This is a genomic window from Burkholderia sp. Ac-20365, assembly GCF_017104715.1.
GTDB lineage: Bacteria > Pseudomonadota > Gammaproteobacteria > Burkholderiales > Burkholderiaceae > Paraburkholderia.
Genome location: NZ_JAAGPI010000025.1, coordinates 56,435 through 69,635, shown reverse-complemented (window position 1 = coordinate 69,635; position 13,201 = coordinate 56,435). Strand labels below are relative to the sequence as shown.

Genomic DNA, 13,201 nt, shown 5'->3' with positions numbered 1-13,201 from the left:
CATCTCCGTACTCGCTCAAGGCAGGAGGACGCACTTCTTTTTCCCAGGCTGAAGCAAAATTTTCGACGCGATAGGACCGCTACAATATTTCACCTGGTCCAGCTTCGACATATCGAACACGAAGCCACGAGCCGTCTTTGTGACCGTTATGACATCGCCATCCAACATGGGATAAGTCATCATGTTGGACGAAACGATAGGTGTACCTTTAACCAGGCTGGAATCAATCGTGCAATTCGTCGCAATCCCCTGCCCGGGAACGCTAGACAAATATGAAAAGCTGACGATCCCGCCGTTGGACTGCTTCACTTCAAGGTCGTGAGATACCTCGTCCTGGTCGACAGAACATCCAATCCTGTCCGGGTCGTTGACAGCCGCCTGCACGTTGCTCGCAAGCACGATTGCCACACAAAGCGCTATGCCAGTCCTCTGCACAATCATGTTCCTTTCACATCCTTGACGATATCTGCGGTGCTCTTCGCCGCACCACTCCAAAGGGTCACAGGTGAAGTTTGCCATCTACAATCTTCTTGTCGATGTATCGTCGGCAGGCCATTGAATCAGTGAAATGTGACACACCCGGCGAGCCATCAAATGACGGAACCCACCACGACCCAACCACTACCGAAACGTCTCGAACAGGCCCGTCGCCTGCTGGCACTCGCACAAACGGGTTTGCACTACGCGACCAGTCCTTTCGACAAGGAGCGCTACGACGAGATAGCCGGGATTGCCCACAGCCAGCTTGCCGAGATCGGCTCACTGGACGCGAGCGAAGTCGCGGAGTTGTTCGCCTACGAATCCGGCTACGCCAATCCAAAACTCGACGTACGCTGCGCAGTCTTCGACGATCACGGTCGAATCCTGCTTGTTCGTGAAGCTGCGGATGGTCATTGGTCGCTTCCCGGAGGTTGGGCCGACATAGGCCTCTCGCCCGCCGAAAATGCGGCAAAAGAAGTGCGCGAGGAAAGCGGATACACCGTGCGTATCGAACGATTGCTCGCGGTGTGGGATATGAACAAACACGATCACCCTGCTTCCGTATTTCATATCTGGAAGCTGGTGTTTCTCGGCTCGATCGTGACAGCCGGCGCGGTCATCGGCACGGAGACCGACGATCACAGTTTTTTCAGTCTCGACGACCTTCCTTCTCTTTCGCTCGGTCGAATCCTTCCTGCGCAGATTCAAAAGCTCGATCAACTGTATCGAGCAGGCGGCATCGACTTCGACTAGGTCAGCGCGATTTAAAGCATGCTGGTATTTCCACTCCAGGCCGCTTTGCGCAAACCCGCGACGCTCAGATCTTCAGCCTCGACCGCGACACCATCACAGCTTCCCTGATGGAACACGAGAACCCGGTCGGCAATTTCCAGTAGCTCTTCTTCCTCGCTGGACACGACCACCACGCATCGACCTTCCGCTGCCATGCGGCGAATGATCGCATAGATATCCGCCTTGGCGCCGATGTCGACGCCCTTCGTCGGTTCGTCGAGCAGCACAAGCTGGGCGTCCTGACCGATCACACGCGCGAGCAATACCTTTTGCTGATTGCCGCCCGACAGCGATTTGATCGGGCCGCGCAGATCACCGCGCGTGTTCATTTCGACGAGTATCTGATTAGCGCTTTGCGCCGCCGAGTTGTGGTCCACCAGCGCACGCTTTCTGAAGCGGCGCAGTATCGGCAAGGTCGCATTCGAGAAACTCGACATCAGCGGCACGATGCCGTCCTTCTTGCGCTCTTCCGTCAGATAGCCCACGCCCTGACGGATGGCCTGCGCCGGATTGCGCGCCGAATAAGCATCGCCCGCCACTCGGATTTCCCCGCCAAGTACTTCTTCGAGCCCATATAAGGTTCTACAGAACCGGGTGCGGCCTGCTCCGGCGAGTCCATAAATACCCACGATCTCACCCGGCCATGCCTGCAAGGACACATCCCTCAAACGTCCCGTAGACAGATTGCGGACCTCGAGAAATGGCTGCGCTTCGTTGCCCGTGACCTTGCGAGACGGCCGTCCGCTTTCGTCGAGCGATGGACCCGCGTCCCCGACAATCGCATCGATGATGTCCTGCTTGGCGATATTGCTCTTCGCGTGATAAATCACTTTGCCGCCGCACATGACCGTCGCTTCATCGCAGACGCCCAGTACTTCGTCCAGTTTGTGCGAAACAAGAACAACGCCGATCTGTTTCTCTCTGGCAATACGCTGCACCGAACGCAAAAGCGCTTCAGCCTGTGCGCCTTCGAGTGCCGTCGTGGGTTCATCCAGAAAGAGAAAGCGGGCGTCCCTGTCCAGATTGGCGACGACCTCGAGCATCTGCTTGTCGGGATGAGAGAGATCCCTGACCAGGCTGAGCGGCTCGATCTTCAGCTTGTAGTCATGCAATACCTGACGGGTGTGCGCTTTCATTGCCGCTTCGTCGAGCAAGCCGTTCTTGCGCAGCTCGCGGCCCAGAAACAGGTTCTGCCAGACCGTCATGCCGGGAATCAGTCGAAGCTCCTGATAAACGCAGGCGATGCCCTGACGCAGCGCGTCTCGCGGCGAGGCCAGTGAAATGGTTTCGTCGCCAATCAGGAGTTCACCCGAGTCCTGCGGATTGACGCCCGCGAGGATCTTGAGCAATGTCGATTTGCCTGCGCCGTTGTGACCAAAGAGGCCATGAATTTCCCCAGGCACCACATCGAAGTCGACGCCACGCAATACCTGCACGCCCGCAAACGACACCTTGATGTCGCGTGCCCGATACTGACGATTGCTGTTACTCATCGCTCAATTCCCTGTGCAAACGCAAGTCAGGAGATACGCACGAACGGCCATATCAGCGCATGGCCGCATGCCACTCAACTCAGTAAGCCTGCCCGACAACTTGACCGGCGTTGTCCTTGTTCACGAGCAAGGGCGGGCTGTTGACCATCGCCGAGGGTTCCTTGCCGGCGAACTGCTGGCTGACACTTTCGACCAGCAGAGACGCAAGTCTCACAGGCTCCTGAATCGCGCCAGCGCGCAGTACATCGCCCGACTGAATCTGCTTGACGCCTTCCTTGTCGACGAATGCGTACAGCTTCACCTTGTCTTTCAGGCCGAGCTGATTGATCGCCGCGAGTGCACCCAGTGCCGACGGTTCCGTGTCGGAGTAGACGACGTTCATGTTGGGATTGCCCTGAAGCATTTCCGTCGTGACCTTCAGGGAAGTCGTCTCTTCGACTTTCCCGTTCACGAGCGCGACCACCTTCATGTTCGGATTGGTTGCGATCGCCTGCTTGAAGCCGTCGTCACGCGCATTCGCCGCAATTGAAGTCGGCTCTCCGACAATGCCGATTACGGCATTTGCCTTCGCACCCAGATCCTTCAACAACTGCTGGCCGATAAATACCCCACCCGCCTTCTGGTCGGTCTGCACACCTTGCACGATGCGCGCGCCCTGCTGCTTCATGCCGTCAGCGTCAGGAAGAATATTGATGGCGAATGCGGGAATGTTCGCGTGATTCAATTCCGAAATGACGGATACACACGGCCCCGAACTCACACAATTCACGGCGACTGCATCGACCTTCTTTTGAACGAAGCTCTGCACCTGTGATAATTGCCGGGCGTCGTCATTGTCCGCAATCGATACTTCGACGTGCATGCCTTTTGCGGCGCCACTGTCTTCGAAGCTCTTTTTCATCGCGACGTAATACGGGTTGGTGAGGTTCGGCAGCACGACGCCAAGCGTTTTACCGCCGCCCGAAGCGCTTGCTTCCGGATGTCGATTGCAACCCGAAAGACCCAACGCGAGTACCGAACAAATAAGGCCAAAGGCCACGACGTGATTGTTTCGCATGCTATCCACCTGATTAAGACGTGCTTTTCAATGAATCACCGTGTTGCGCAAACTTCCGTTCTCTGCGCGACTTGAGCCAGGGGAAGCTGAGGCGCCGGTTCGAGCGCATCGTGTCCAGCGTCACGCCGATCAGAATGATCAGTCCGATAACCAGCGGCTGCCAGTACGCACTGACGTTCAGAACATTCATGAGGTTTGAAATCGCGGCGATCAGCATCGCGCCGATCATTGCGCCCACGATGCTCCCGCTTCCGCCGAAAAGACTGACGCCACCCACCACCGCGCCCGCAATCGAGAAGAACAGTTCGTCGCCGCGTCCTGCCGTCGGATAGCCCGTCATCAAACGCGAGCCGTAAATGAGGCCACCACATGCGGCGCACAGGCCGGATATCGAATAGACGAACAACGTGACGCGCGGGACGCTGATACCTGACAGACGCGCGGCATCGGCGTTACCGCCTACGGCGTAGATATGCGTGCCCGTCACAGTCCGCTTCAGCAGCAACGCGGCCAGCACGATCGCGATGAGCAACGCCAGCACGGGAAATGGCACACCGAACGGACGCGATTGACCAATCAGCGCGTAACCAATCTGCGTCACCCGAATCGACTCGGCGCCCGTGATGATCTGCGGAATGGACGCAGCAACGCCCATGGTTGCAAACGTCACGATGAAAGGCGGCACGCCCGTGCGTTCGATAATCCAGCCGTTGACCATCCCGGCCAGTGCGCCGATGGCAAGTACCAGCGGTACGGCGACTTGCCACGGCAGTCCGAGGCTTTGCATCAGCAGCGCGGCTACGACACAGGTCATCGCGACAATCGATCCGCAGGAGAGGTCGATACCGCCCGTCAACAGCACGAACGACTGGCCCAGACACAGGAAGCCGATCACGGCGCCATTGAGCAGCAGCACCATCATGTTCGACACGGTGAGGAAGTTTGGCGTCGCAATGAAACCGCCCAGCATCACCACGAAGAACACGAAGGCGATGCCCGCTTCGGTAGGTAGCCGAAACTGACGCTTCTTCGCACCGGGTGCTTCAAGACTGCTCATGTTTGTCTCCTGATCGTCTGCCAAAAGGAAAACGGGGAGACCGTCCAGCGCGCTGGTGGGATGTCGTCTCCGTTTTCTTTTCTTTCGCGTGGAACGCTGTGAACCCGGTCGCGCGGTGCCGCCTGGCTTCCCGCTGACATCAGTTCGCACAGAATGTTCGACGTCGATCACACTCTAACTCACAAAAGTTATAGTTTCAACTAAATGTTAGAGATGTGAACATTTACAATCGAAACGACGGGTGCCATTGCCGCCCGCCTTCGTCTGCTTCAGGATTGACAGGAAAGCGCATGGGGCAAGTCCCGGCTTGACGCCTGCGCGCAAACCCTGTTCGAGATTGAACGGACACTCGATCAAATGCGTCCGTAAGCGTTGTAATTGAGCTAAAATGTTCGATGTTGAACAAATTTTCGAACTACACTGCGGCCTGGCCTGATTTCGGGCCGTTTCCCGGCCGCTTCGCACGAGACACCACCTTTCTATGGCTAGCAAAGAGCAACGGGTTGACCAGATTCTCGAGATGGTCGACACCCGGCACTTCATGAGCGTTGGCGATCTGGCAAAGGCGCTCGATGTGTCCGAAATGACCATTCGCCGCGACGTGCGCGACCTGGCGGATGCCGGCAAGGTACGGACGGTGTACGGCGGCGTCGCATCGCTGGAGAACGGCGGCGGGGTCGCCAACTACAACGCGCAGACCGAGCGTACCCAGCACGCAGACGAAAAGCGCCGGATCGCGCTCGCGGCGAGCAAGCTGCTGACGCCCGGCGACGTGGTCATCCTCGACTCGGGCACGACCGTCCAGCAACTCGCGGAGTGCCTGCCGCCCGAGGGGGCGTTCACGTTCATCTGCTACAGCCTGAACACCATCAACGTGCTCGCCAAGCGGGAAGACACCACCGTCATTTCGCTGGGCGGCGTTCTGTCGACCAAGTCCTTTACGTTCTCCGGACCGGACGCGGTGCAGGCAATGCAGCGATATCGCGCGAACAAGGCATTCATCGGCGCGACCGGCTACGAGCTCAAGCACGGACTCACGTGCAGTTATGTCGAAGACTGTTCGTGGAAGCAGGCGGCCATGCAATCGAGCGTCGAAAGAATTCTTCTCGTCGATTCATCCAAGTTCGGCAAAGTGTCGACCTGCAGTTTCGCCGACGTCGATAACTTCGAAACGGTGATTACCGATGCAGGCGTGCCTGAGCGCTACCGGTACGATCTCGAAGCAAAAGGTCTCAAGGTGGTTATCGCGGACTAGTACGCGATCAGCTTTCCTCTTCAAGCCAACAGGTTCCTTCGCGCGCAAGTAACGCGCTCGCTGCCGCAGGGCCCCACGTTCCCGCCGCGTAGGGCCTGGGTGCAGCATCCGAACGTGACCATTCTTCGAGGATCGGCGCGACCCATCGCCATGCCGCTTCCTGCTCGTCACGCCGCACGAACAGCGCCAGCCGCCCCGCGATGACGTCGAGCAACAGACGCTGATACGCCTCCATCCGGTTCTGCTGAAAGAAGCGATCGAACGCAAGATCGAGATACACGCCGCGCAGATTCATACCCATGCCGGGCACCTTGCCGAGCGCATCGAGACGAACTGACTCGTTCGGCTGCAGGCGGATGGTCAACCGGTTGGAACCGGCACGCAGTGGCATCGAACCCAGCGCTGAATGCGGCACCGGCCGGAAGTTCACGACGATCTCCGCCACGCGGCCCGCCAGACGTTTGCCCGTGCGCAGAAAGAATGGCACGCCGGCCCATCGCCAGTTCTCGATCTCGACCTTGAGCGCGACAAAGGTTTCCGTAGCGCTGTCGTGCGGCACGCCGTGCTCTTCGAGATACCCTGGAACGGGTGCGCCATTACTCACACCGGCACGGTACTGACCACGCACGACTTGCTGTCGGATCTGCTCTTCGCGCAATGGCTTGAGCGCGCGCAGCACACGCAGCTTTTCATCGCGCACGGCGTCGGCTTCCATCGAACGCGGCGGCTCCATTGCGACGATGGACAGCAACTGCAGCAGATGATTCTGCACCATGTCACGCAATGCACCCGTCCTGTCGTAGAAGTCTCCACGGCGCTCCACGCCCAGTTCTTCTGCGACCGTAATCTGAATACTCTCCACCCATTCGCGGCGCCATAAAGGTTCGAACAGCACATTGCCGAAACGCAGCGCAAACAGGTTCTGCACCGACTCCTTGCCGAGATAATGGTCGATCCGGTAAATCTGATGCTCGGCAAAGATCTCACCGACAGCATCGTTGATCGCGTTCGATGATTCGAGGTCGTGGCCCAAAGGCTTTTCGAGAACGATGCGCGCGCCTTCGGTGAGACCGGCTGCAGCGAGTCCTTTGCAGATCGGAATGAATAGAGAAGGCCCGGTTGCAAGATAGAAGATGCGCTGACAACGCGTCACGCCTGGCACGTCACGAAGCGCGGTGAACGCATCAGATCGACCGGCATCGAGCGCAACGTAGGTGATGCGCGCGAGAAAACTCGCCCACGCGTCGGCATCGATGCTGGCGGGTGCCACGAGTGGCTTGACGTGCCCATCGACCCAATGCAGATAGCCGCTCTGATCCAGTGCGTTCTGCGCAACGCAAACGATACGGCCACCTTCCGCGAGCGTGCCGTCCCGATGCGCAGCATAAAGCGCAGGCAGTATCTTGCGCATCGCCAGATCGCCGGTTCCGCCGATGAGGATGAACACGAAACCCTCCGCGTCGGCGCTCTTTCTCGAACGTGTCGTCATACGCGCACCTGCTGTAAGGCAAGCGCACGCCAGCAGGGTGATTTGAGCAATGTCGCCATAGAATTCACCAGAGCTACAGGAAGAGTTGGTTGTGAGCAGCAAAGACGTCGACAGGCTCTGTCGACAATGCAATGGCGCAATGAGATCTGCAGACGAGATCCCATTGATCAGACGGCGCGAGTACTTATGAACTGACGCGAGTCGGCGACAACTTCTGACGGAGTTCGGAAAGCTCGCGAAGTCCTGAAGAAGGAGACTCGCGCGAAATGCACATGCTTCCCGCGACGAACATATCGACGGTCGATGGCGCGAATCTGGCAATCGTCTCCTTCGAAACGCGCCCGTCGATCTCAATCGCCGTGTTGCAGCCCTGCTCCCGAATCATCTCTCGCAAGGCGAGGATCTTTCGCTCCGCGTAGGGAACCTGCGCTTCACCAGGCACACCGGCGTAGCCTGGATTGGTCAGCATGAGAAGAACCGTATCGCACCGCTCCAGTACATACTCGAGCACGCTGAGCGGCGTCGAAGGTTTCAGCGCAACGCCCGCGCGCACGCCTGCGGACCGGATGTGGTTGAGCATTCTGTCCACATGCGGTTCCGATTCGATCTGAAACGTGAGTTGCTGTACGCCAATAGCGAGAAGCGCGTCGATGAAATAGTCGTGACGGGTCGCCATGACATGCACATCGAACGCAAGCCCGGTCTTGCGCCTGAGCTGCGCAATGGTTTCGATTCCCAGCGGCATGCTCGGACTGAAATGGCCGTCGATCACATCCAGATGCACGATATCGAGTCCGGACTCTGCGATGAGTTGCACCTGACGCTCGAGATTGCACATATCGAACGTAATGAGCGACGGCGCAATCAGACAGGATTGTTGCCAGGCGATATCGACCATCAGTTCGCCTCGAAGTCTTCGTTCGCGATGGTCTCGGTGAACGCTGCGAAGAGTTCGTTGTAACGCGCCGCCACCTCTGGACGCGGCTGCGCTGCGCGCGTCTCATCGAGTTCCACGTAGCGCTCGCAGACGTCGTACAGCGTGACGGACGTGCCTTGCGCGCGCTGAGCCACCGTCAGCGCCAGCAATGCCGCGGCAAACGCGCCGCCCTCGTCGCATTTCACGCGAATCACATCGATGTCGAACACGTCCGCGAGAATCTGGCGCCACGCAGCACTATTCGCGCCGCCGCCCGTCAGACGGAATTGCTCCGCACGCTCGAAGCTCCGCGAAAGAAGCTCATAGCCCCATTTCAGTCCGAATGCGACCGATTCCGCGCCGGCGCGCATCAGGTTTGCGCGCGTCATGTTGTCTGCCGACAGGCCCTTAATGACGCCTCTCGCGCGTGGCAGCGCGGGAATACGCTCGCCGCTGAAATACGGGAACATGCGCACGCCGCCCGCGCCGGGATTCGCCGACGCGATGAGGTTTTCGACTTCGCTAATTTCGACTTCGAAAAGCTGTTGCAGCAAAGTCGTAGTCGACGTTGCATTCATCGTCGCGATGGTCGGCAGCCATCCACCGTCGAGACCGCAGAACACATAGATGCTCGGGTCGACAGAATCTGCCAGCCGGTTCGCGTGGATGTTCAGAACGCCCGACGTGCCGAGACCCAGCGTCGCGCGCCCGGCGGTGACGTTACCTGTTCCGAGCGCACCCATCACATTGTCACCGGAGCCGCAGGCAACCAGCGTCCCCGGTGAAAAACCAAACTCGGCTGCCACCTCGGCGCGCACAGTGCCGATCGGTTCGAGCGGCGAAGCGATACGCGGCAATGACCGCTCGAGCCTGCCCGACGGATCGATCAGATCCGCCATCTGCGACGACCATGTACGGGACAGCACGTCGAAATAACCCGTGCCCGACGCCTCGCCGGCATCCGTCGTGTATTCGCCCGTCAACCAGAAGTTGACGTAGTCGTGCGGCAAAAGCACATGCTGCACTTTTTCATAGGTCTCAGGTTCATGTTGCCTCACCCACGCAACCTTCGATGCAGTGAAACCCACTGGAATCGTGGTGCCAATCAGGCTGCGAATACGCCTTTCACCGCCAGCCGCATTGAACAGCTTCTCATTGGCCTCGGTCGTTTCCGTATCGTTCCACAGCTTCACGTCGCGCACGACGGAACCATTGCCGTCCAGCAGCACCAGTCCATGCTGCTGCCCGGACACGGCGATTGCACGGACATCGGCCGGACTGCGTGTCGTCTGTGAAAAGAGATCCTTGAGTGCTTTTCGCAAAGCATCGATCCACCACTCGGCCTTCTGTTCCCGCCGTCCATTCGCCTCGGAGATGATCGAATGGCTGGCATGACCACGAGCCACAAGCGCGCCGCTCTCAGGATCCAGCAAAACCACTTTCGTGCCTTGCGTACCGCAGTCGATGCCAAGATACATTCGTTACCTCTGTCTGCCGTTTGAAGTGAGTTACTGAACGTCGATGAGAACCTTGATGACATCCGGCTGTGCGGACGCGGCCAGATCGAATGCCTCGATGCTGTCCTTGAACGCATAGCGGCGCGAGATCAGCGGCTTCACGTTAATCTGCCCGGATGCGATCAATGCAATCGAACGCTCGTAGTCGTTCGCATAGCGGAAAATGCCGACCGTTTCGATTTCCTTCACCTGCATCGCGACGATATCCATCGGCACGAGATCCTGCGGCATGCCGACGAATACGAGCTTGCCTGCGGGACGCAGACAATGCGGTGCAGCCGCAATCGCCTTCGCGTTGCCGCTGCAGTCGACGAACAGGTCTGCGCCATTCGGAAAATGCTGGCCCACAAATTCCTTCAGATCGGCCTTCGCCACATTGCAGGTGATGAGCCGGTCACCATAGTGCTCCGAGAGGAAATCGAGCTTTTCCTGCTTCACGTCGGTGATGATCACCCGGCTGCAACCGGACGCGAGCAAGGCGAGCGCCATCAGCGAGCCAATCGTGCCGGCTCCCGTCACGACAGCGGTATCGCCCGGCGCGATGCCGACCTTGCGTGCAACGTGCGTACCCGAGGTCAGCGGCTCGGCCAGCACGGCTTCTTCCAGGCTGACGTTGTCCGGCAGCTTGAACGTGAGGCTTGCAGGGTGAACGACCGACTCGCGCAGCACGCCGTGAATGGGCGGCGTTGCCCAGAACCGGATGCCCGGGTCGAGGTGGTAGTTGCCTTGCATCGCTTCGGGCGAGTTCGGGTCGAAAATGCCCGGCTCCATTGCGACGCGGTCGCCCGCCTTCAGATGCTTCACGTTGCTGCCCACTTCGGCAATGACGCCGCTCGCTTCGTGCCCGAGGACCATCGGCTCGTTCACAATGAAATCGCCGATACGGCCGTGCTTGTAGTAATGAACATCACTGCCGCACACGCCGACGTTGGCAATCCTGATGCGCACGTCGTTGGGACCGAGCTCCTCTTCAATGACGATATCGCGAATCTGGAGCTTGTCTTTTTCCTCGAGAACCAAGGCTTTCATGTCAATTCCTTTCAGTAGATGAATACAGTTGGCTGATGCGACGTCATCCCTTGATATCGCCGAGCTTCTTGTGAAGCGTCAGACAGGTATCGACGTTCGCTTTCGTGTACAGCTCCGTGCCTTCGACCTGATGCAGGTCGGTCTTCTGTTTGGTGAGGATGTCGTGCGCCATCTTCATCGACTTCTCGGCCAGTTCATCCGCGCTCTGCAGTGCCGTCGATGTCATCTTGCCGCTCTTGATGAGCAGACATGCTTCGGCCGTTCCATCCGTGCCGTAGACCAGCGGGAAAGGATTCATGCCCGAGCCCTTCAGCGCTTCCACTGCGCCCGCAGCCATGTTGTCGTTCATCGAAATGACCGCGTCGATTTTCGGGTTCGCCTGGATCCAGTCTTCCGTCAACTGCATGGCTTCGTCCTTGTTCCAGTTCGCGGTCTGCTCCGCGACGATCTTCACGTCGGGACGCTTCGCAAAGAACTCCTTTTGCCACGCGTCACGGCGGCCCGTCGAATGCGGGTTGCCCGGCGGCCCGAGCAGCACGACGACTTTCGCGTTCTGCGGCACCTGTTTCAGCGCCAGTTGCGCATTGACCTGACCCAGCAGATACGGGCTGGAATCGACGGACGGCACCGAGTCGTCACCGAACTTCGGGTTGGTCGCGACAAACTTCATGCCACTCTTCATCGCATTCTTCACAGGGCCGATCTGCACCGCCGGGTCATACGGCTGGATGATGACGAGGTCGTACTTGTTGGTGACAGCGTTCTCGATGTTCGACTGCATCACTGAATTCTGGCTCTGTCCGTCGAAGACCGTCAACGTGATATCCGGATACTTCTTCGCTTCCTTCACCATCGAATTGGCCAGCCACGCCGCAAACGAATCGCTTTGCGCACGCGCCAGATAAGCCACACGGTACTTCTGGGTTTGTGCGATTGCAGCACCCGTAGTAGCGAATACGCCCAGCGCCAGAGCGCATGCCATCAGTTTCTTGAACTTCATTTGCTGTCTCCTTGAGTTACGACGTAATGAATTACGACGTTATGTGGTACTTCGCATGCGTTGCCGGACTTCGAGGACGATCAGTTATCCGGCAGCGGAATGTCTTCGACTGCTCCGTCAACTGGTGACCGCTTTGGCGGGCTCTTGCTGCGCGGTCTTTTTCTTCTTCTTTCCATGCTTCGAGGAAATGTCGTACGCCACAGCGAGCACGATGATGCCGCCCTTGATGATCTGCTGGAGATACGACTGGATACCGAGCAGGTTCATGATGTTGCCGAGAAAGCCCATGATGAAGGCGCCCGCCAGCGTGCCGATTGCCGTACCGATACCGCCCGAGAAACTCGTCCCGCCGATAATCGCCGCCGTCATCGCATCGAATTCGAAACCGATACCTGCATTCGGAAGACCTGCATTGACGCGGGACATATAGAGCACGCCAGCCAGCCCGACGAGCGCACCGTTCAGCAGGAAGGCCATCATCTTGATGCGGTTGATGCGGATGCCCGATGCACGCGCCGCTTCCTGGTTGCCGCCAATGGCGTAGATGTACCTGCCAAGCCGTGTGTGATTCAGCACGTACCAGGTCAGCAGCGCGATCACGATCAGAAAGATCACGGGAGAAGGAACACCCAGCACCGAGCCCTGACCCCAGCCGACATAGTTATCGAGCTCGTAGATGTTCTGCCCTTTGGTCATCATCAGCGCGGCGCCGCGCGCTGCCGTCTGCATCGCAAGCGTTGCGATAAAGGCGGGTGTATTGAAGCGCGTGACGATCCAGCCATTCACGAGGCCGCAGGCCGAGCCGATTGCAATGCCGACTATCAGCGACGGCACGAACATGCCCGTTGCCTTGAAGAAGATCACCGACAGCAGACCGGAAAGTGCGAGTACTGAACCCGCGGAAAGATCGATCAGCCCGCAGATAATCAGCAGCGTCTGGCCGAAGGCGAGAATCGTCGTGATCGAAATCTGCCGCGAGATATTGAGGAAGTTCGTCGTCGACAGAAACACCGGACTGATGATCGAACTGACGATGATCATCGCCACCAGAATCAGATAAATGCTATATCTGCCATTCGAGAAGAGCGCCCAGCGAGCAGGCGCATTGCGCGTCAC

General features: G+C 58.4%; 12 protein-coding genes. 2 read left to right on the top strand and 10 right to left on the bottom strand.

The window, feature by feature from the left end; all coding sequences use genetic code 11:
- Positions 1 to 15 precede the first annotated feature (15 nt).
- Entirely contained in the window at positions 16 to 519 is a 504-nt protein-coding gene (locus G3O01_RS31015; RefSeq protein ID WP_205810757.1) for a hypothetical protein, read from the bottom strand.
- A gap of 75 nt (positions 520 to 594) precedes the next feature.
- Between G3O01_RS31015 and G3O01_RS31010 the strand changes: the two genes are divergently transcribed.
- Positions 595 to 1,233 (top strand): NUDIX hydrolase, encoded by a 639-nt coding sequence (locus tag G3O01_RS31010; RefSeq protein ID WP_205810755.1) that lies wholly within the window; start codon positions 595 to 597, stop codon positions 1,231 to 1,233.
- An 11-nt stretch (positions 1,234 to 1,244) separates the two neighbouring features.
- Here G3O01_RS31010 and G3O01_RS31005 read toward each other — a convergent pair whose 3' ends face one another.
- From G3O01_RS31005 to G3O01_RS30995, 3 genes are all read right to left on the bottom strand, one after another.
- Positions 1,245 to 2,765: a sugar ABC transporter ATP-binding protein gene (locus G3O01_RS31005; RefSeq protein WP_205810753.1), complete on the bottom strand. Its 1,521-nt coding sequence runs from the start codon at positions 2,763 to 2,765 to the stop codon at positions 1,245 to 1,247.
- A 79-nt stretch (positions 2,766 to 2,844) separates the two neighbouring features.
- A complete protein-coding gene (locus tag G3O01_RS31000) occupies positions 2,845 to 3,822 on the bottom strand; it encodes a substrate-binding domain-containing protein (protein WP_205810751.1) in 978 nt (325 codons plus the stop codon).
- A gap of 13 nt (positions 3,823 to 3,835) precedes the next feature.
- Positions 3,836 to 4,879 carry an ABC transporter permease gene (locus G3O01_RS30995; RefSeq protein ID WP_205810749.1) on the bottom strand — a complete coding sequence of 348 codons (1,044 nt, stop codon included), beginning with the start codon at positions 4,877 to 4,879 and terminating at the stop codon, positions 3,836 to 3,838.
- A gap of 481 nt (positions 4,880 to 5,360) precedes the next feature.
- Between G3O01_RS30995 and G3O01_RS30990 the strand changes: the two genes are divergently transcribed.
- Positions 5,361 to 6,134 carry a DeoR/GlpR family DNA-binding transcription regulator gene (locus tag G3O01_RS30990; RefSeq protein WP_205810747.1) on the top strand — a complete coding sequence of 258 codons (774 nt, stop codon included), beginning with the start codon at positions 5,361 to 5,363 and terminating at the stop codon, positions 6,132 to 6,134.
- Between the two features lie 7 nt (positions 6,135 to 6,141).
- Here the strand turns inward: G3O01_RS30990 and zwf are convergent, their stop codons facing one another.
- The 6 genes from zwf to G3O01_RS30960 all read right to left on the bottom strand — a co-directional run bounded on the left by zwf (position 6,142) and on the right by G3O01_RS30960 (position 13,201).
- Entirely contained in the window at positions 6,142 to 7,623 is a 1,482-nt protein-coding gene (zwf, locus tag G3O01_RS30985; RefSeq protein WP_205810744.1) for a glucose-6-phosphate dehydrogenase, read from the bottom strand.
- A 184-nt stretch (positions 7,624 to 7,807) separates the two neighbouring features.
- The gene (locus tag G3O01_RS30980; protein ID WP_205810742.1) at positions 7,808 to 8,521 is read right to left on the bottom strand and encodes a ribulose-phosphate 3-epimerase; all 714 of its coding nucleotides are present in this window, start codon (positions 8,519 to 8,521) and stop codon (positions 7,808 to 7,810) included.
- Entirely contained in the window at positions 8,521 to 10,017 is a 1,497-nt protein-coding gene (xylB, locus tag G3O01_RS30975; RefSeq protein ID WP_205810740.1) for a xylulokinase, read from the bottom strand. Before xylB ends, G3O01_RS30980 begins: the two co-directional genes overlap by 1 nt.
- Before the next feature lie 30 nt (positions 10,018 to 10,047).
- Positions 10,048 to 11,085: an NAD(P)-dependent alcohol dehydrogenase gene (locus G3O01_RS30970; RefSeq protein ID WP_205810738.1), complete on the bottom strand. Its 1,038-nt coding sequence runs from the start codon at positions 11,083 to 11,085 to the stop codon at positions 10,048 to 10,050.
- Between the two features lie 43 nt (positions 11,086 to 11,128).
- On the bottom strand, positions 11,129 to 12,085 hold the full coding sequence (locus G3O01_RS30965; RefSeq protein WP_205810736.1) for a sugar ABC transporter substrate-binding protein: 957 nt from the start codon (positions 12,083 to 12,085) through the stop codon (positions 11,129 to 11,131).
- 117 nt (positions 12,086 to 12,202) lie between these two features.
- Positions 12,203 to 13,201, bottom strand: a complete 999-nt coding sequence (locus tag G3O01_RS30960) for an ABC transporter permease (protein WP_346779231.1) — start codon at positions 13,199 to 13,201, stop codon at positions 12,203 to 12,205.